Source organism: Pseudoalteromonas sp. J010 (genome assembly GCF_003934235.1).
In the GTDB taxonomy this organism is placed as follows: domain Bacteria; phylum Pseudomonadota; class Gammaproteobacteria; order Enterobacterales; family Alteromonadaceae; genus Pseudoalteromonas; species Pseudoalteromonas peptidolytica.
The window spans coordinates 216142-235288 of record NZ_RDBW01000001.1 but is presented as its reverse complement, the minus strand read 5'-3'; the positions used below and the strand labels follow the sequence as shown (position 1 = coordinate 235288).

The following is a 19147-nucleotide window of genomic DNA, read 5'->3' as shown; positions in this document are numbered from 1 at the left end:
AAAAATGCTATTTCTCAATGTCTTCAGTGGAAATTGTTGCGCCAAGTGCACGAAGTTGCTTAAAGCGTTCTCGCGCGGCTTGCTTAGCGCTGGCTTCAACAGGCACAAAATCTATCACCTGCTCAAAGCGACGAATAAAGTCAGGGATGACCCGAGCCAGATTAATGAGCACGGGGCGACGAGCAGCAGGAGGCATAGTGCCAATTTCCACTGGTGCGCCGCCTTTGGGGCCTTCGCCTTGTAAGTTGTGGGGCACAAATCTGTCTGCGTCAAAACACCAAAGATGCTCATCGAATAAATGAGCGTCGTCAGTATTATCCACGTTAACAAAGATACGGTGTCCAGCTTGATATAAGCTCGCCGCAGTTTGTGCTGCCAGATCAAAATGAGCCGGAACGCTAACCCCCGGCTCATCGTTTTGTTTTAACACGTAAAAGCGCGCTTTGATAGTCATGATAATAATACCAGTTGCGAGGAGTATTGTGGTTTGCCACAGGCTCCACAGCTGCTCAATATCTGTAATGTTTTTACTGTGATTGAGTAGACTAATAAAGTTAGTATGCGCGGCTTAGTTTAAAACTAAATATAGCGCCATATAAATGCACATAAATAAGGCTGTATTCTGCCATATAAAGGCAATACCATCAATCAAGAACCAAACTAAGCAGAATAAAATATAATAAGTGGTGGGAATCGCCGACTTGGGAAATTCAAGTACTCTGTAGCCTTTGGCTATGATGGGGGGATAGGCCGTGATTTGATGTCGCGAACTTGCTTAAACAAGTTCGCGACCAAAAGTGTTAGTCTTGCTGTGCATCCGTGATATTGGCGCGGTTAAGTAAATATTGCATCAGCATAGGCACAGGACGGCCCGTAGCGCCTTTGTTTTTGCCGCTACGCCATGCGGTACCTGCGATGTCTAAATGCGCCCAGTTGTATTTTTTAGTAAACTTAGATAAGAAGCATGCTGCTGTGATTGTGCCAGCTGCACGACCGCCTAAGTTAGTAAAGTCTGCAAATGGGCTTTCTAACTGCTCTTGATAATCATCCCAAAGTGGTAGTTGCCATGCTCTGTCACCACTTTGCTCAGATGCTTTGAGTAAATCATGGGCTAGCGGATTGTGGTTAGATAACAAACCTGTGGCATGACTGCCAAGTGCGACAATGCAGGCACCAGTGAGTGTTGCAACATCTACAACCGTCTCTGGCTCGAAGGCTTCAACATACGTTAAGGCGTCACATAGCACCAACCTACCCTCGGCATCCGTGTTAAGTACTTCAACGGTCTGGCCAGACATAGTTGTTAGAATGTCGCCAGGGCGATAAGCATCGCCGCTAGGCATGTTTTCACAGCCTGCTAATACACCTATGACGTTAAGTGGTAGCTGCATTTGTACTACTGCGCGCATCAAACCAAGCACGCCAGCGGCACCTCCCATGTCGTATTTCATTTCGTCCATGGCTTCTCCTGGTTTTATAGAGATACCACCGGAGTCGAAAGTGAGCCCTTTGCCCACGAATACGATTGGTGCTTGCCCTTCATCACCACCATTATAGTGGATCACAGACATCACCGACTCGTTATGGCTGCCACGGCCAACCGCTAGGTAAGAGTGCATACCCAGCTCTTCCATTTCTTGTTCGCCAACAAGGTTTACCGTCACATTATCAAAGTCTTCAGCCAATTGTTGTGCCTGCTCACCTAAATAGCGTGGGTTACAGATATTTGGTGGCATATTTGCTACGTCTTTACACAGCTTGCTTCCCGCGGCGATCGCTAGGCCATGTTCAATCGCGCTTTCACCAATAGTTAGTTCACGGCGTGTGGGTACGTTAAACACTATTTTGCGAAGTGGGCGTCTTGCTTCGCTCTTTTTACTCTTTAATTGATTAAAGGTATATAAACAGTCTTGTGTGGTCTCAACAGCTTGGCGAACTTTCCAATAGGTGTCACGGCCTTTTACATGTTGTTCTGTTAAGAAACATACCGCTTCCATTGAGCCGGTTTCATTCAATGTATTGATGGTCTTTGAGATGATTTGTTTATATTGCTTGTCGTCTAATTCTCTTTCTTTACCACAGCCGACCAATAAAACACGTTCACTTAACACGTTAGGAACATGGTGCAGCAGTAAAACTTGTCCTGGTTTGCCTTCAAGATCACCACGTCTGAGTAAGTTGGAGATGTAGCCTTCGCTTATTTTATCCAGCTGTTCACCAATTGGTGAGAGACGGCGTGGTTCATATACACCTACAACAATACATGCACTGCGCTGTTTCTCTGGACTACCACTTTTAACGCTGAATTCCATTGCGACTCCTGAGTCTTTGTTATGTCTTTTTGAACTTTTGATGTCAACACACTTTCCTACATTAAAGTCGTGATTATGCTTTAACCTTAGGTAGGATATTGCGTTACATTGACATATAATAAACTGACTAAAATAATCAGTTTACTCAATTTTTCCCACTATTCCAGTGAAACGAGACGTTTTATAGGGACGAACATTGCTTATTTTCCGCTATTTAACGGGTGAGGTACTAAAATCTCAGATTGCGGTTTTTCTCACCCTAATGACAATTTTTTTGTCACAAAAGTTTGTACTCATTCTGAGCTCTGCATCTGAAGGAGGTATACCCGGTAAGTTAGTGCTTGCTATGCTAGCCTTAAAATTGCCGCAACTGGCTGGCTACATTTTACCACTGAGCCTCTTTCTTGGGATAATTCTTGCGTACAGTCGCATCTATGCTGACAGTGAAATGACAGTATTAAAAGCCTGCGGGGTAAGCGAATGGTATGTTGTGCGAGTGACGTTGGTGTCTAGCGCCTTCTTTGCGTTACTTGCGGCTTGCGTGAGCATGTATATAGCGCCATGGGCCAGTGAAAAAGAGTATCAGCTAAGAGAGCAGGCTGATGCCGAGTCAGGTTTATCTGCTCTTCGTGCAGGTAGGTTTCAACAAACCGGAAATGAAAAAGCGGTGGTATTTGTCCATGGGATCAGTGACCAGGGACGTGAACTAAACAAAGTATTTGTAGCACAACTCCCTGAAAAAGATTCCAATCAGGCTGCACGCTTAGTGTATGCCCAAAAAGGCGAAGTCATAGAGTTAGAGACCGGTGAGCAGCAGCTGTTGCTCCATGACGGTAAACGCTACGAAACCGATGGTTTCAGTCAGGCGCTAAATAGAACTGAATTTGGTAGCTATCAAGTGCAAATTAAAGAACAAGAAATAGAGCATCAGCGTCGAAAACTAGAGGCTATTCCTAGTCTACAGTTACTAGAAATGGATACGCCTGAAGCCAAAGCACAATTTCAGTTGAGACTGTCAGTACCTATTTCTATTTTGTTGCTAACCCTGCTCGCAGTCCCACTGAGTGTGGTTAACCCAAGGCAAGGCAAATTTGCGAAATTGGTTCCTGCTATCGCATTATATTTGGGCTATTTTATCCTCCTCAATGCCGGTAAATTTTTACTAGCGGAAGAAAAAGTTCCTGCATCTGTTGGTTTATGGTGGATCCACTTATGTGTACTATTTATTGGTGTTTATTTAATCGCTAAGGGACGGCCGTTTGGTGTTTGGGTGCGATCGGTATTTATGAAGCGGGAGACAACGGCATGATGAAGACACTAGATTGGTATCTAGGCCGAAGTATCCTGCAAACTACTGGGTTTGCACTGCTGGTATTTGTGGGTATTAATACCTTAATCAAGTTTATTGAACAGTTGCGCTCTGTGGGTCGTGGAAGCTATGACCTGCTTGGTGCGATGTTATATACCCTTTATAGCATGCCCAGTGATGTCGTGGTGTTTTTTCCTATGGCCGCATTAATAGGTGGCTTAATTGGGCTTGGCGCGTTGGCATCTAGCAGCGAACTTATTGTGATGCAGGCCGCAGGTTGGTCACGCCTGCAAATTATAATGTCAGTAATGAAGACCGCGGTGGTACTGGCGTTATTTATGATGGCTTTGGGAGAGTGGGGCGCTCCTAAGGCAGAGCAAACTGCAAAAAAGCTTAAAAATGAAGCTATCTATGGTGGTGAAGTTTACAGTGCTCAGCGTGGTGTTTGGGCTAAAGACGGGAGCAATTTCATCAACATCAGTAATGTTGAAAAAAGTGGGCAATTAAAAGACATTGCCATCTACTACTTCGACGATTCGCTGACTCTTGCAAAAATTGTGCGTGCGCAATCGGCACAAAGCACCCCGAGTGGCTGGCAATTGCAGGATGTTGAAGAAGTGCTTTTGAGTCAGCAGCAAATCACTACTCACTATTCCAAATCCATGTTGTATGAATCTGAGTTAAGTGAAGACAGGCTTGGCGTAGTCTCAGTAGAACCAGACGCGCTATCTTTTACGGGGTTATGGTCGTTTTTAGCGTATTTGAAACAAAATGAGCAAGACGCAAGTAGTTACGAGCTGGCGCTATGGCGTAAGGTGATGCAGCCGCTGACGATAGGGGTGATGCTGTTGGTCGCACTTTCTTTTATTTTTGGGCCTCTTAGAACAGTAAGCATGGGAGCCAGAATTATCATGGGGGTGATCACTGGTTTAGCATTTCATTTGAGTAATGAAATTTTTGGCCCCATCGTGATGGTGTATCAAGTGCCTCCCGTTGTTGGGGCGCTGATGCCAAGTTTATTATTCATTGGATTGGCAATACATCTACTAAAAAGACAAAATTAATACCAATTCGCTAACTTTACTCCCTCAAATTTAGTTGGTATTCATGCTGATTGGTATTACCTTTTCAGCTAAAAAATATAGGCCTTCAAGTGAGGCCTATATTTTTGCACGCAGAATAACGGTTGTTGCTGAGCGAAAATTCAGTCCAAGCTGTTGTATACCTTTTTATTTTCTTCTTTACTTAGTACGATAACTTGCGTTCCACAGAGTAAATCTTGCAGCGATCTTTTCTTCTTAAAGTCGATTAGCACTAATAAATTGCCAAGTCCAAGTAGAGCACATAAGCTTCTCGCAATTGCGGTTGGCCAAGTTAATAACTCACCATTATGTGTTTGTACTTTTAAGCGCCAAGCTCGCATACCGATAGTCTGGCCGCTCTTTGTCCAGAAATAAGCGAAAAATAGTACAGATACAGCCACTAGTAAGACTGTTCTTGCCGTATATAAAATTGGGGTTGCTTGGATCAAAGCAGACACATCTTCATGGCTACCTAGTGACAAGAGCCCAAATGAAATAAATCCATTAACAATAAGCAGAAATACAATAGTCGTAAGCATGGCAAATGCAATTACAACTAAGCTGTCGTATATAAGTGAAGCCAAACGGCGTGCAAAGTTCGCAGGAACGATGTTGGACATAACAACTCTCATCATTACAAGGTTGACGCGTATTCTACACATAAACGTGTAAAACGTTTACTCAATYACATTAACTAATGGCCTAGCAATACGTTACCTTTATCATTTTTACAGCAATAAAGTTGACGTTTGGCTGAAATCTAGCATCTTGTGTGCAAATAACAAGCAGTTAACGCGATATTGCAAAAAAATTACTTGCCGTTCTGCATCGCCTTTGTATAATGCAAAGCATAGAGACGAAGGCAAATAAAAAAAGCCCAAGCTCAAAGTGGTTTTTCTTTATTTTCTCTTGTTTTAGAAGATGAAAGAAAAATTATGCCAGTGTGATGGAATTGGTAGACATGACGGATTCAAAATCCGTTGCCTTCGGGCGTGGCGGTTCAAGTCCGCCCACTGGTACCACTTTTTATAACCCTAACCGATTGGTTGGGGTTTTTTTATGTCTTGAATTTGTGTATTGAAAATAGTGGTGTCGGACTCACAGCAAGTGGACAGCGCCACGCAGGTTGCGCAAATATGAGTTTAGCGTTGACTGTGTGGCTAAGTGTTAGCCCGTATCGCGTTCTGAAAATGCGAAGCCAAACCATAATAACGCAGGCCAGAATAGATAAGATAAAATCTCTAAATTTTCGAAAAAGCTGTAGCAGATAAGTACAGTGAGCAAGCAAAACGCAATTTGCGAGGTTTTTGAGGTTTGTGCGTGCCATAAAAAATAAAGCGCTGATATAATCATCGGAATAGCCAGTGCGAATGCACCGACTAACCCCTTAACAAATAGCAGTCCGTACCAACTATGATGCGACCCTATCGGCATAAACTCAACCATCTTAGGCCCTCTTTCAACAATGCCATGCCCCCAAATCGGTGCTTCGGCCTGCCAGCGTTGGATAGCAATATTGGCAAGCGCCTGTCTGACTCGAGTAGAGCCTGGTCTTTGTTGCTTTATGGCTTCATAAGAGTCCATGATGGCGTTATAAATAGGTTCTCCCAAGAGTAAGATGGTCGGTACAATAACTCCAAGGCAGATAAGGAGCCATGGCTCTTTTAGTTTGTCACTAAAAATCACAAGTGGAAAAAGCATAATAAAAATAGCTATGCCGGCTCTTGATTGAGACAGCAGTAACATGGCCCAGCACCCTGCAATTGCCCAGCGGCGTATTCGTGTGTTTTTTTCTTGTAAACAGAATACTAAATACGTACATGCCATAAAGCCAGCAGCAGGTGCCCAAGGGGTGAAAAAGCGCCAACGTCCAGCCCCTGTTTCTGGGTTGATACCATAAAAACTCACCATAAAGAAACTTTCGCCTGGGCCTCCTATCACTTTTAACGGAGATAAAAATATATCTCCGGGTAATCTGACAATGTAAAAAGCAAGAGAAACTAGCGCAAAGATAAAAGTATGAATCGCAATAATACAAACACCACGGACAACAACTTCTTTACGGATCTGTGCAAGATTTGCAATCAATGGGAAAATTGCCAGTAGTGCCCAGCCTTTCATCCACCCTATTGACGATTTTATTGTTTGTGGCAGCCCGAGAGACCACTCACTATGTGCCATTAGTAAGGCTACAAGCATGACTAGCATAGCGATGAGCCAGAGCCAAACCATGAACGAAATAGGAGTATATTTGCGATGTGTCTGGACATACATACGCAGCATTATAACAAATGCGATTATCCACCCGATTACTGAACCCATCACGTATAGCATACCCAATAAAAACATCGGGTAGGTAAGAACAAGCCCAGCCCACACCAGCATCTCTTCGGTACTGATGAAGCGCTTGTCCTGCCCTGGCAAGGCGGCTTTCATTAACATCATTAGCTCCTTGTTTGGTTGTCCTGATTAGCTGCGTCTAGTCTGGCTTTTGCAAAATAGCTGACACTATCTCTCTGCGCTTGTTCACCATGAGCATGCCCATTGTCAGGAATATCATTGCAGCTAATGCTGCCGCTATCGCAATACTTTTTTTCGGGCTTGAGGCATTGATTGCAAGTGAAGGCGGTGTCATCAATTGGATCACAGGGTATGATGCAAATACGTCTGCTTTGCTTGCTTCTAGGCGAGCAGCGGCTGAAGTAAATACGGCTTCGGCTAAGTCAAATTCTCTTTCAAGTCGGTCTAACTCAGCGGCCTCTCGTGCGTATATTTTTATTTTTTCACTCAATAACTGTGCTGAGTTTTCGAGCTCAGCCTGCTTGGCTTCTATGCCTTTTTTGGCAGCAAAGGCGCTTATAAGATCAGCAAACAGTTGTGCTCTATTTGGATTGCTCTCAAGATCCATTGTTTGGAAAGCATGTGCCGCATGTGGGCCTACCAAACCCTCTGAACGTGTGCGAAGGGCTTGTTTTGACTGCTCAAACCTAGCAAGTTCTGCTTTTACTTTTGGGTGTCCTTCATCCCAGCGAGAGCGGTATTCACTTAATTGTGATGAGGACTCTGTAAGTTCAGATAGGTAGGCTCTAAACTCACCATCGGATTGTAAAGCGAAGGCCTGTCCTGCCATAGACGGTGAGACACCAAGGTCAACGCTTAATTGCGTGACATAATATTCAGAGCGGCCGATCTCTGCCTTTGTAATTACAATTTGTTCTTTGAGGTTAGCAAGGGTTGCAATATGCTGTGTTAGCTGGTCTGTAGATACGAGTAACGATCGTTGCTGGAAATCGGTAATATTATTTCTGGCAATGTTAAGGCGCTCTCGGTATTGATCTAATACTGCTTTAATACTGTCATCTCTGCGTGATACTTCATCGGCTCTTAAAAACTTAAGTTGCTCCTGCAGTGCGTTGAATAACGCCCATGCCTTTTGCTCAGCAAGCTTGGCTGACGAGGCGCTTATCTCGACATTTAGAATTGATGTTTGCTCAGTAAGTCTCACTTTTGGTCGACCAAAACTTTTTACGTCCATGCTGAGTGATGTTGCTGCACTTTCAAGTAAATTTCTGCTCATCAACATTTCTTTGTAATTGACTCTAGGGTTGTAACCTTTTCCAAAAGGAGCGCTGGTGGATGAAACGACTTGACCCACTTCATCCAGTGACACATTACTATTTGCACCTGTACCGGGTAAAACCATATCTAAATCACTGCTGTATTTTGGGGGCTGTTGTAAATAGAACAAAACCAGCAGAGTGATCACGCAATAGCTGATCAGACAAGTCACCAGATATGGTCTTCGTAATGTGCGATAGATTGATGCTCTAAAGCGACTATATGGAGTCGTAGTTTGTAAGTGGTTACTCATCACAAGCCCCCTTAATTTAGAGCCGAAAACGGCGCGATTAAGTCAAGTAGTGTACCCGCGATGTCTCTAAGGTTAGTAACATCAGAGTCGTAGCAAGCAATGGCATCATTTGGCATGACATAGGGGTTAATTAAATCCCGATATGGCATTCTCATTAACTGTTCAACAGAGCGCTCTATTACTTGAGTTTGACCTGTAATTGGGTTATTGCTCACCAACGCCACACGTCGAGGGGCATTAGTGTAGGCTTTGCCACCAACACAGTTTGCAGAGATAGCAGCTTGAAGTAAACGCGTTCCATAGGGTAGGTTGCTAGAAAAACGTCCAATAGCTGCATTGGAGTTGCTCATTGCTGAGTCAATTAAATTTGACATAAACACCCTGAATCCTTTTGGTGTTATTTGTGACGGTCTAACTAAGTGCGGTTGAAAGCAACCAGTACTCGGCACTATCACTTGATCGCCAGCAATCAACGCATAATCTTTAACAGGTTGACCGGTTAGTATGCCGCTGAGGTCAGCTTCAATCTGCCAGCCTTGTCTGATTAGTATCACTTGATCAAGCTTTGCGTCAGGACGGATCCCAGCCGCAGCTCGGATAGCTTCAGACAGCAAGCGTTGGTTAGAATAATCACCAGAGGCACCAATGCGCTCTTCCATTACTTGCTCTGGTAAAGCAGAGTTAATAGTCACTCGTCCGGGTTGAAAAACAGCACCGGACACAGGAACTTCTATCGCTGCCCAATTTAACACTTTAACGCTGACATCAATGGTATAAGCTTTGAATATTTTTGCTTTCGTTAGGGTCAACTCTAATTTTTGTGCTAACTGGTGACTAGTTAAGCCCGACGCTTTTACTGCGCCTGCGACCGGCAAGAAAATGGAACCCGTAGTATCGAGAATATAACGGCCGTTAAAGCCCTCACCATACTCCATGCTCAGTTCTATCAAGTCTCCAGGGCTTAAGGGTAGGGACTCTGATGAAAGTGAAGTGGTGACGGCATGTAGCATTTGTTTTGAGTCAGGTAAGAGTAATGGTTTGTCGACACGAAAATTAGTGGGGGCAGCGAATTGTTGTGCATCAATACAATCAATATTGGTGGCAAACACGGAACTTACGGCTTGGTGTTTGATTGCTTTACCGGTAGCGTTTGGATAGCCATAAAACTGCATATCGTCATCTTCAAGCTCCACTAATGCAGCGTTGTTAGCGCATCCCAGTAATATCCCACTCACAAGGGTAACTGTAAGTGTCTTTATCCATGTGGCTTTATGTACATGTTTCATAGTGGGCTCCTTGTGGATGCGTTCACTTTGGTTGTTGCATTAATTAGACCAAGTTAATGGTTTAATACAATCAAAACCCAGTTGTATTACCATCATGTTGTTACTTCACCATTTTATATTAAATAAAAACAATAGCTTATTAGTAGTTTGCTGCTAAAGGTTATATGTAGTGTGCCTTTACGAGTTGCAACTAAGCTGCTGCACTGAGAAGCCCACTTTTTCTTCTATATTAGTAACTATATGCGGCATTTTGAGATTTGCATTGCAAAATGAAAAAGGCCAGCTGAGCTGGCCATAAGGTCGAGGGCTTATGCGGTGGTGCGTTTTTGTAATAGTCCGATGGTGCGCATCGTTAGTCGCTCAATGGTGGAATAGACTTTATTGGGCAAAATGCACAGCAGTGAGCAACACCAGGTTACTGTAGTTCTGGTTGGTTCTTCTGTGAGTATTCTCCAGTTAGTCCAAATCGCTTGATGAATCAGTTTTAATGCTTGGAATTTATTCCGTGACTGCAATGCTCGGCGGCTGAGATATCTGAGTTGATAGGCCTGAGCCAAAGAACCAAACTGCTCAAAAAACCAAGCATGTTTTTTACTATTTTTATTTATAGCGTACTGCCAGCTTTTGAATTGATTTGTTAAATTAGCAGACAAACCAGATGCGTTTACACGATAAAAAGTCAGTGGTTCTTCAATACCTTCAAATTTCCATTGAGTGTTTAGTGCTATGCGCAGCCATGTCTCGATATCTTCTGACTGTTTTAAATTTTCATCGAAATACTGGCGCCAGCTTCGTTTTCCGTCATTAAATGCGATCTGGCTAAGTACATCTTTTCTAATGACAGGCGCAGAACCATTGCCGATAGGATTTCTACATAGTATGGTTTTAGCATTGATGTGCTTAAGTGATGGAAATTGTCCAATACCTAATGGTTTGCTCTGCTCATCGACAAATAAAGAAGGGCAGTAGCTAACCCCTAACTCATAATCACGATCTAAGTGATATACATGCTTTTCAAGCTTTCTAGGATCCCAAAAGTCATCAGCATCAAGAAACGCAATATATTTACCACGTGCAACACGGATCCCAGTATTTCTAGCCCCGGAAAGTCCTCTATTTGGTTGGCGAACAATTTTGATCCGTGCGTCTTTATAGTCAGTCAAATAGTTCAATGTGTTGTCTGTACAGCCATCATCGACACAAATAACTTCAAAATTCTTAAAGGTTTGATTCAACACCGAGCAGATACACTCATCAATATACTTTTCGACATTGAACATCGGGATAATGACACTTACTTTTGGATACACCTTATTTTTTGAACTTTTCATAGTACTCTCCGATAAGATTTTAAGCTGGATCAGGCTGTAGATATCTTGATGTGATATCAGCTAAAGGAAATAGAAGCCAAACTATGCTGCCGCCTAATAAGGTAACAGCAAGTTGAACGGGTGAACTGGGCATAACAATTGCGACGCTAAGTAGCGATACGACTAATGCAAACACGCAAAAGTGGCAATCTCGCTTGTACTGTGCTTCGCTTCTAAGCACTGTGGTGTAGGTGTCGACCCATACTGAGCTTACCGCCACAAGACACAGTAACGATGTGGTATCAAAACTGCTTTGCCATTGTGACGAAAATAAAATTGGCACGTATACTGGCACTGCTAGGGCTTGAATCATAAATATGCTTGATACTGCAAACGTTGTTATAAAAATAAGCTTTTGACTATTGTGGTCGCTGTTGTTTTGGAGTGCACGGCGGCATATAAACGGATATAGCGCGCTGGTGTAGGCTTGACTTATCGACATCGCCAGCCCAATTCCTGCGCTTTTTGCAAAACTGTAGATCCCAAATAACTCCGGCGTTAATAACCGTGCAGCGATAAAGGTATCCATGTTTATTCTTAAAGACCGCAAGATTTCGCTGATGGCGAGTTGCGATGAGGACTTAAGTAATAAACGAAAGGTGTCTTTGTGATAACTCAGTTTGTGTGAAAGGCAAGGTACGAACGAAAAACACGCGAGCCACAGAAGGGCGAAACACCACTTGGCTATGACTACAGCCATCATGTGCGCGTCAAAATAGAGAGCAACAGCAATAGTGACATTTTCAACAATAATGCACGCGCTACTTATTAGGCTGAATAAGCCCATTCTGTTACTACGTTGAAGAAGAAAAACGCGGGTACTTACTGCGGGAAAGGCAAGATATGTGAGTGCCATTAAAGCAACTAAAGCGAATATATCATGCTCTGGAAAAGCCCATTGTGCACTCCATCCTATGGCAATTTGAATGAGACATAGCGACGTACAAAGCAGCCATTGTATCAACAAACCATTTCCTAAAAATAATGGGAGCGATTCATCCGAGGCGCGAATTATTTGCACGCCAGCGCCAGAGCGAAGAAGCAATCTAAGTACTTCATGGATGGTGAGAGCAAGCATCACTGCACCATACTCTGTGGGGGTGAAATACACCGCCATGGCCATGATGCTAAAAAGTCGAGAACCTTTTGCAACGACTTCAGCACCAACCAAATATGAGGTGTTGGATACAAGAATACTTGATGTGCTTTTTGGATTACTCATAGCAGGCGGCCTCTAGAAACTATGGGTATACAGTTCCAAGAAGCATGCCAAATAGAGGTTAGATAGTAATTTTGTTTATCTTCTTGATTCTTATTGATTTTTTATTTTTTTTTCAGGACGGTGAAGAAAATTTGGATAGGAAAATCGCACTTTGCGAATTTTATCTTTTGCAAAGTGCAATTCATTTTACGTGTACTAAATTAATGCTATGAAGTCGCCTCTGACCATTGCTGTATCTTTCTATATAAGGTAGAGGGGCTAACTTCTAATAAGCTCGCTGCTTTTACGACATTGTCATCACATAAAAGCAATGCTTGTTCAATGGCAACACGTTCAACTTCCGCTAAGGGCGCTACGTTTTTACTCTCTTTTTGAATGCTAGTGGAATCTTGTCCTATCGGTGGAATGTCAGCAGCCTTTGGGTTCAGTTCGGTTTTAGTAACCAAGGGGGCTGGGGTATCACCAGGAAGGTGCGCTTGAACAACATCATAATCTATTAATGGCCCGTCTGACATCACAACAATGCTATGCACAAAGTTTTCTAGTTGGCGCACGTTTCCTGGCCAGTCAAACTGTAATATGAGTTGCTCTGCACGGTCAGAGAACCCGACAAAAATTTTATTTTCTAATTCGCTAAATCGTTGTAAAAAGTGTTGTGCCAGTAGTAAGACATCCCGCCCCCTATCATGCAGTGGCGGTAAATCTATAGAAATAACATTGAGCCGGTAATACAAATCTTCCCGAAGATGATTCTCTGCAATGGCTTGATAAGGATCCCTATTGGTAGCGCAAACAAAGCGGACATCGACTTTTTCAGTTTTAGCACTGCCTACCTTTTGAAACGTACCAGTTTGCACAAAACGTAAAATTTTAGCCTGTAAAGCTATATCCATTTCTCCTAATTCATCAAGAAACAAAGTACCACCATCGGCCTCAGAAGCTGCGCCATCACGATTGGCAATTGCACCAGAGAAGGCACCTTTGATATGACCAAATATTTCAGACTCCATAAGGTCTTTAGGGATCGCGGCGCAGTTCAAGCATATAAAAGGTTTATTACTGCGTTCACTTGAGTGGTGAATGGCCTCTGCTGCAAGTTCTTTACCCGTACCGCTTGGTCCCGTGATGAATACATTTGCTCTACTTGGTCCTGCTTTTTCTATTGCTCTATACACGGTTTGCATGGCAATAGAATCACCAACAAAGCGATGAAACCCTGTGCGGTATTCGCTTTTGTAGCGTGCAAGGCTAGAGCGTAGCATATTGCGCTCGGCAATCAGCATCTTTGTCTGTAACGCCTGTTCTATCGTTAATTTAATGCTATCAATTTCGAATGGCTTTTGTAGGTAGCCCCAGACTTTTCCTTGGTTAATGGCATGGATCAACCCATCCAAATCTGTAAATGCAGTAAGCATAATACGTAAAGTATCAGGGTATCGCTCTGCTACTTCACCCAGGAACTCTATCCCTGACATATTGGGCATCATTTTATCTGAAATGACCACATCAATTGGGCGCTCCTCAAGTAGTGCAAGCCCTTCCTCACCACTGTTTGCAGTAAGAACTTCGTATGGCTCGTCTCTTAACGCCCTGATTAGGGAGCGAAGTATAAGCGGCTCATCATCTACAAATAGTAGCGTAATATTGTGTATTGGCTCCATTAATCTCTCACTACTTTGGCTTTCCTGTAACTTATTTATAGCAGCTCAACGGCTATCTAATCAAAAAGAAGTGCTGTTTAATTACACATATTTAATTATGGTCTATCTAAACCGAAAAAGCTGCACTTCTAATCCAGAAGCGCAGCTGTCATCGGGGCGAGGGCTTATTGGCCAGAGTTTTGCAGAATTAACGCGGTTCTGGTTACCGTCTTTTGTGCCAAATCACGTTAACACTATGCTCTTCGGTCAACTAATGATGTATAACTTCATCAAGTTATCCCCAAAGCGCCCCTACAGAGCAATAAGTTGATGAGAGCTTTATTACAATGCGTTACCTCATTCTTAACCTCCCTCGTTTATCAGTAAAACTGATGGCTAATCGTCGATTGCTTTTCTACCGGTACTAGTAGGTGATTGTTCTCCAACATGCCATCAACACTGATCAACAGGGTCTTATAGTGAGCAGGAACATCGAGGTTAAGGCCAAGTTGTCCCGCTGAGTTAAATCGAGTAGTCGCTAACAATGACTTTTCCACCATTGCTTGCTCATCGTACTGGATTACGCGACTCTTTAACGCATAGACTTTTACTGTTTTAGTTGCCAAAGAGGCACCAAAAACGTCATTGCCACTTAAATCTAACGTAACGGCACTACTGGTTTTAAAAGCAAACTTAGGTTTGACATGAAGCTGCTTGGATGTTGCTGCGGTCGAGCTTAGCAGCATGGGATCCGGCTCATACTGGTTGGTTTTAATTTGAGAAACAGGTTGAGATGCTGTTTTTATCTCAGTTTCGTTGTTTGTATCGCCGTCACTGCATCCGAGTAAAGCCAAGCTTACGAGCATAAATAATTTTGTCTGTTGGTTATGTATTTTCATCACAGCCTCCGATTACTGTTCACTATACGTATGTGTTGTTCTTTCGTTGGTGAGATACCAATCTTGTGCCTGTTCACCGTTGCTCTCGACCCACTGCTCATAGTCTGGATAAGCCCAAACAACATCAATATATTCTCTTGGGTAATTCCAGTCTTCACTGATCATTAATGCCCAAGATAGGTTTTCTGCTGTTCTGAAGTAGCGACCACTGGCTGCATCTGAGGTATCATCTTTTCTACCAAGTCGACTATCGTCAAATAAGTCAGTTGGTGGATAATCAGCCATATGTACTTCCCACGAGCGATCCCAACTGCGATATAAGAAAAAGTCGAAGTCTGCCAAAGCCAAAGCGGAAATGCTGTAGTCGAACTTTACATCGAGTGTAAATGGTACTGGGCTGAAGTTGTCGCAACTCATGACCGTGTTAAAGTGGGAGCAGCTGCCTGATTGTCCAGTTGTCGTAAACACATGAGTATTGCGCCAAAGTGTAATAACTGCATTTGATTGATATTCTTCTGCGCGTTTTTCATAAGTTTGCCCATCTATTTGGATACTTGCTTCTCCAATTAAACTTGGTTCAGAGTCCATCAACCTCAACCCGAACCCGTTATTGTTAGCCGCACCTCTGGCTGTTATAAAACCATTTAAAATAAAGCCACTTACTTGGTTATCTGCGTCATAGGTGATCCGAATTTGCTGTTTGACCACCAAATCATTGAGGTCATGGTCGCCACGATTCGGCCAATTATCTTCAAAAGCGAAGGTGGCTATCCCCGTTTCTGATGGGAAGTACTGGCTGGATACACGGTCATGATCATTTGGAAACTCATCTTGGTCATCAGGCACACCATCAGCATCACTGTCGTTCGTCTCTGGCATGGGGTTTAGATTTGTAGCAGTAATGGCGCTAGCAGGTGAGCTTTTCACACTGAACAGAGCGTCGTTAAAGTCATTGTCACCCCATGTTCTTGGTAAGTCTTCAAAGCCTATTACGACTTCGTCTTGCTCCTCATCATAGAGTAAGACACAGTGTTGCTTGAGTGACTCATCAGCTTCTGGATTTAAATTGGATAAGGAATAGTAGTAAGGAACTTTGAATGGTTTAACCCCAGTGTAATACCAAAAGCCATTTGCCGCGATAAAGAAACCAATGCTAGTACCAGCGGGAAACTCACCAATACTTACCCGGTGCCCATTGGTTAAATGTGGGTAGCTAAGATTGGGAAACACGATGGTCTCTTGCACTTCTTCAGGTGACTGTGGTGGATTTTCTGGGTCAAATGTGAAGTACCCAAAAGAGTTTTTATAGCCAGCGCCCTCATGAATAAATGTGATAAATACTTCAGCGTCTTCGGATAAATGAATTGTTGAACCTTGGTCGCCGGTGATGAAAGCTTCGTTTATACGCCTTTCAGGGAGTGCATTGGCGATCCGCTGAAAAAACTCTGGTGTGTATTCCCCACGATTGTAGGTAAGTTGATCAGGCTTTCCGGTATTTTGGTTATAGCCTAGTGGCCAAGGTTGGCCAGAGTTGAACTGCCATAAATAGTTACCACCTTGTTTCTCTACAGCAAAAGACGCTGTACTCAAGCATAGTGTACTTGCTACAAACAACGACTGCGATAATAAAGACCTGTTTTTCATAATTGCCTCCGTGGGCAGAGATGGAGATACAGCTCACAACGCAGTTATCATGCCAAAATGAAAAGTTTTTAATTATTAATGTGTTACGTGTTTTGGTGTGCTTGTGATTTGAATTTTTCGCATTTTGCAGTGCAGTGTGGTTTGCACAATGGTGAAAAAGATTAGAAAGTCATAAAGCGCATCAGTTAGCTTTCTATATTGCGGCTCTAGTTATCGAGTTTGTTTGAAGTCAGAAATAATAAAAGTATTTTAAATCAGTTTGTTACTGCGTTTTGTTTTGTTCGAAAGGTTTGTTATTGGCAGCTGGAGTGGTATTTGCATACCTTTATATCACCTCGGAGGTGATCTATGACAAACGACAACATACTCATATTCAGCATAGCCTTGAATGGTTATCAAATTCGATACCGCCGCCATCTTGCAAGCCAGCGGCGTTACGCTGAGCGCATGGGGTACGACTACACTGTGATCACAAAGCCTTGGGTGACAAATCTTGGTGCGGAGTGCTGCTGGTTAAAGCTGTATCTATTACGCTCAGCGCTGGCGGCTGGCTATGACTATGTGTTGTTTGTCGATGCCGACGCTTACATTCAAGACTCTTGTCCCAATCTATCGAGTGTTATTAAGCCTGATAAGTTTTTGTTTATGGCAAATGGTTACAGCGGCAGGCTAAACTCAGGGGTGATGTTAATGAAGGCCTGCCCCGAAGCGTTGTTGTGGCTCGATAGTATTATCAACGCTATCACTGAGCCTGTTGTCGATATCGAGTCAGTAGGGTGGGGAGAAAATGGTCATGTCATTCACTTTGCTAAAAATTGTGATGGACTTGAGCTATTAAACGAAAAATGGAATAACACTAAAAGCCCACAGTGTTCAGACTATATTAGACATTATAATTACGGACCGATGAAAAATTCAGTAGTCGACCGATTATTTCACAAATTAATATTTAAGCTTTCAAAGCTATTGCTCCACTGCAATTTAAATAATAAGTCAGAAATGCCGCTTAAATTAAAAACGGTAAAAGAACGCATTCCTATATTATTCCATCGTGTCATTTCCGAGTACAAACACTTTTCTTGAGGCCCTATAGGCCTCTTTTTTTATCTGGTATTTGTTTTTTAATTTCATTTTTTAATTCGGAATTACTTTTGCATTTTGCAACAAATTTACTCTGATATTTATATTTTTTTATTTATAAACAATGAGTTATAGGTTTGGCACGGTAATCGCAAAACTAAGACAAAGCAAACCACACTGAGGTGGATTATGAAAGTCTTAGATTTTGAAACTCAAGTCTCTAGTTCGAAAAGCACACGCATATTCGCGGTGATGATAGCTTCTTTGCTACTGGTACTCCTTATGCCTCTATATGCCGTTAATGTGGTCATAGCGGTTTTATGCTTTTGTACACCGATAAAGAAAAGATCTTGGATGGACATAAGCGGATGTAGGGTAGAGTTGTATCAGTGGAGTAAAGGCATATTTGTTGATAGCGCTGCATTATTTAATGTCATCAAAGGAGACATTGAGTTCGTGGGAAACCCGCTGGTGAGAGACAATGTTTCTATCCCAAAAGTAGATAACTTCCGCTCGCCGTGTAGCAAATCAGGATTATTTGATTATCTACAGCTTCATAGCCTTACCGGATTAAAGGCCGAAGACCCACAGGCACTGCTTAATAAGCAGGTACAACAGAGCGCCTTGGCCGACCTTGTCATGGTGTTTAAGATTCTCATCTGCCGACTGCTTTTTTCAGGCAAGACACTTGACCACACGTCGCGTCCCGTTTTTGGTCTGCCATTCAGTAATTGTCAGATGGACGAGGCGGTTTCTTGGGTACTTGACAGCACGGCATCGCAAACTTGTCGTACCGCGTTTTTTATCAATGCGAATTCTATCAACCTTGCGGCTGAAAACTCTGCGTTACGCTCAGCGTTAAAAAGCAGCAACTGTAACTTTATCGACGGCTCGGGTATGCGCTTAGCTGTAAGAAAAGTTGGAGTGCAACTAGCTGATAATTGCAATGGTACAGATATGCTCCCGCAACTTTGCGAACGTATGGAAGTGTCTGGAAAATCAGTATTTTTACTTGGTGCAAAACCCGGTGTTGCTGAAAAGGCGGCGCAGTCCCTACGTCAAACATATCCAAATTTGCGGATCGCAGGGTCACACCATGGCTATTTTGACGATGATGAAGCTGTGATTGCGCAAATCAATCAAAGTAAAGCAGATATCGTGCTGGTGGCATTAGGCTCACCTCGTCAAGAGATATGGGTAGATAGCAATAAACATAAGCTTGAAGCCAGCTGTGCGCTAGCGGTTGGTGGATTATTTGACTTCTTTTCCGGTGATGTTCCAAGAGCACCACTTTGGCTGCGTGAGCTAGGACTTGAGTGGGTTTGGCGATTAATACAACAGCCTAAAGCTAAGTTTCACCGCTACGTTATTGGAAATCCGATATTTTTATTCCGTGTTTATATTCTGAATCAGGCATTGAGAGGGCTTTAAT

General features: G+C 43.0%; 15 protein-coding genes and 1 tRNA gene. 5 read left to right on the top strand and 11 right to left on the bottom strand.

Going from position 1 to position 19147, the window contains the following annotated elements; all coding sequences use genetic code 11:
* Positions 1 to 7: 7 nt before the first annotated feature.
* Both EAG18_RS01065 and pepA read right to left on the bottom strand, forming a co-directional pair.
* Positions 8 to 454, bottom strand: a complete 447-nt coding sequence (locus EAG18_RS01065) for a DNA polymerase III subunit chi (protein WP_125250569.1) — start codon at positions 452 to 454, stop codon at positions 8 to 10.
* A gap of 346 nt (positions 455 to 800) precedes the next feature.
* A complete protein-coding gene (pepA, locus tag EAG18_RS01060) occupies positions 801 to 2312 on the bottom strand; it encodes a leucyl aminopeptidase (protein ID WP_125250568.1) in 1512 nt (503 codons plus the stop codon).
* Between the two features lie 196 nt (positions 2313 to 2508).
* On the opposite strand from pepA, the gene lptF reads away from it, so the two are divergent.
* Both lptF and lptG read left to right on the top strand, forming a co-directional pair.
* On the top strand, positions 2509 to 3621 hold the full coding sequence (gene lptF, locus EAG18_RS01055; protein ID WP_125250567.1) for an LPS export ABC transporter permease LptF: 1113 nt from the start codon (positions 2509 to 2511) through the stop codon (positions 3619 to 3621).
* Complete coding sequence (gene lptG, locus EAG18_RS01050; RefSeq protein ID WP_125250566.1) at positions 3618 to 4685, top strand: LPS export ABC transporter permease LptG; 1068 nt, start codon at positions 3618 to 3620, stop codon at positions 4683 to 4685. The genes lptF and lptG overlap by 4 nt, the downstream gene beginning before the upstream one ends.
* Positions 4686 to 4825: 140 nt before the next feature.
* Here lptG and EAG18_RS01045 read toward each other — a convergent pair whose 3' ends face one another.
* The gene (locus tag EAG18_RS01045; protein ID WP_125250565.1) at positions 4826 to 5323 is read right to left on the bottom strand and encodes an RDD family protein; all 498 of its coding nucleotides are present in this window, start codon (positions 5321 to 5323) and stop codon (positions 4826 to 4828) included.
* Between the two features lie 317 nt (positions 5324 to 5640).
* On the opposite strand from EAG18_RS01045, the gene EAG18_RS01040 reads away from it, so the two are divergent.
* Positions 5641 to 5725, top strand: a tRNA-Leu gene (locus EAG18_RS01040).
* Positions 5726 to 5870: 145 nt separating this feature from the next.
* Here the strand turns inward: EAG18_RS01040 and EAG18_RS01035 are convergent.
* From EAG18_RS01035 to EAG18_RS01000, 8 genes are all read right to left on the bottom strand, one after another.
* Positions 5871 to 7148 carry an O-antigen ligase family protein gene (locus tag EAG18_RS01035; protein WP_275557203.1) on the bottom strand — a complete coding sequence of 426 codons (1278 nt, stop codon included), beginning with the start codon at positions 7146 to 7148 and terminating at the stop codon, positions 5871 to 5873.
* 34 nt (positions 7149 to 7182) lie between these two features.
* Positions 7183 to 8574, bottom strand: coding sequence for a hypothetical protein (locus EAG18_RS01030; protein ID WP_125250564.1), 1392 nt, complete (start codon positions 8572 to 8574; stop codon positions 7183 to 7185).
* Between the two features lie 11 nt (positions 8575 to 8585).
* Complete coding sequence (locus EAG18_RS01025) at positions 8586 to 9860, bottom strand: polysaccharide biosynthesis/export family protein (RefSeq protein WP_125250563.1); 1275 nt, start codon at positions 9858 to 9860, stop codon at positions 8586 to 8588.
* Between the two features lie 308 nt (positions 9861 to 10168).
* Positions 10169 to 11191, bottom strand: coding sequence for a glycosyltransferase family 2 protein (locus tag EAG18_RS01020; protein ID WP_125250562.1), 1023 nt, complete (start codon positions 11189 to 11191; stop codon positions 10169 to 10171).
* Positions 11192 to 11210: 19 nt separating this feature from the next.
* Positions 11211 to 12452: an oligosaccharide flippase family protein gene (locus EAG18_RS01015; protein ID WP_125250561.1), complete on the bottom strand. Its 1242-nt coding sequence runs from the start codon at positions 12450 to 12452 to the stop codon at positions 11211 to 11213.
* A gap of 206 nt (positions 12453 to 12658) precedes the next feature.
* Entirely contained in the window at positions 12659 to 14113 is a 1455-nt protein-coding gene (locus tag EAG18_RS01010; protein WP_125250560.1) for a sigma-54 dependent transcriptional regulator, read from the bottom strand.
* Between the two features lie 359 nt (positions 14114 to 14472).
* Positions 14473 to 14991: a hypothetical protein gene (locus tag EAG18_RS01005; RefSeq protein WP_125250559.1), complete on the bottom strand. Its 519-nt coding sequence runs from the start codon at positions 14989 to 14991 to the stop codon at positions 14473 to 14475.
* Positions 14992 to 15003: 12 nt separating this feature from the next.
* Positions 15004 to 16635: an LruC domain-containing protein gene (locus EAG18_RS01000; protein ID WP_125250558.1), complete on the bottom strand. Its 1632-nt coding sequence runs from the start codon at positions 16633 to 16635 to the stop codon at positions 15004 to 15006.
* Between the two features lie 348 nt (positions 16636 to 16983).
* On the opposite strand from EAG18_RS01000, the gene EAG18_RS00995 reads away from it, so the two are divergent.
* Together EAG18_RS00995 and EAG18_RS00990 are read left to right on the top strand one after the other, a co-directional pair.
* A complete protein-coding gene (locus EAG18_RS00995) occupies positions 16984 to 17718 on the top strand; it encodes a hypothetical protein (RefSeq protein ID WP_125250557.1) in 735 nt (244 codons plus the stop codon).
* A 186-nt stretch (positions 17719 to 17904) separates the two neighbouring features.
* Positions 17905 to 19146 (top strand): WecB/TagA/CpsF family glycosyltransferase, encoded by a 1242-nt coding sequence (locus tag EAG18_RS00990; RefSeq protein WP_125250556.1) that lies wholly within the window; start codon positions 17905 to 17907, stop codon positions 19144 to 19146.
* The last annotated feature ends 1 nt before the right edge of the window (position 19147 follow it).

Excerpts from the sequence above, each read along its gene's own strand:
- EAG18_RS01065 (WP_125250569.1), bottom strand. The coding sequence starts at position 454 with ATGACTATCAAAGCGCGCTTTTACGTGTTAAAACAAAACGATGAGCCG.
- pepA (WP_125250568.1), bottom strand. The coding sequence starts at position 2,312 with ATGGAATTCAGCGTTAAAAGTGGTAGTCCAGAGAAACAGCGCAGTGCA.
- lptG (WP_125250566.1), top strand. The coding sequence starts at position 3,618 with ATGATGAAGACACTAGATTGGTATCTAGGCCGAAGTATCCTGCAAACT.
- EAG18_RS01045 (WP_125250565.1), bottom strand. The coding sequence starts at position 5,323 with ATGTCCAACATCGTTCCTGCGAACTTTGCACGCCGTTTGGCTTCACTT.
- EAG18_RS01035 (WP_275557203.1), bottom strand. The coding sequence starts at position 7,148 with ATGATGTTAATGAAAGCCGCCTTGCCAGGGCAGGACAAGCGCTTCATC.
- EAG18_RS01030 (WP_125250564.1), bottom strand. The coding sequence starts at position 8,574 with ATGAGTAACCACTTACAAACTACGACTCCATATAGTCGCTTTAGAGCA.
- EAG18_RS01025 (WP_125250563.1), bottom strand. The coding sequence starts at position 9,860 with ATGAAACATGTACATAAAGCCACATGGATAAAGACACTTACAGTTACC.
- EAG18_RS01020 (WP_125250562.1), bottom strand. The coding sequence starts at position 11,191 with ATGAAAAGTTCAAAAAATAAGGTGTATCCAAAAGTAAGTGTCATTATC.
- EAG18_RS01015 (WP_125250561.1), bottom strand. The coding sequence starts at position 12,452 with ATGAGTAATCCAAAAAGCACATCAAGTATTCTTGTATCCAACACCTCA.
- EAG18_RS01010 (WP_125250560.1), bottom strand. The coding sequence starts at position 14,113 with ATGGAGCCAATACACAATATTACGCTACTATTTGTAGATGATGAGCCG.
- EAG18_RS01005 (WP_125250559.1), bottom strand. The coding sequence starts at position 14,991 with ATGAAAATACATAACCAACAGACAAAATTATTTATGCTCGTAAGCTTG.
- EAG18_RS01000 (WP_125250558.1), bottom strand. The coding sequence starts at position 16,635 with ATGAAAAACAGGTCTTTATTATCGCAGTCGTTGTTTGTAGCAAGTACA.
- EAG18_RS00995 (WP_125250557.1), top strand. The coding sequence starts at position 16,984 with ATGACAAACGACAACATACTCATATTCAGCATAGCCTTGAATGGTTAT.
- EAG18_RS00990 (WP_125250556.1), top strand. The coding sequence starts at position 17,905 with ATGAAAGTCTTAGATTTTGAAACTCAAGTCTCTAGTTCGAAAAGCACA.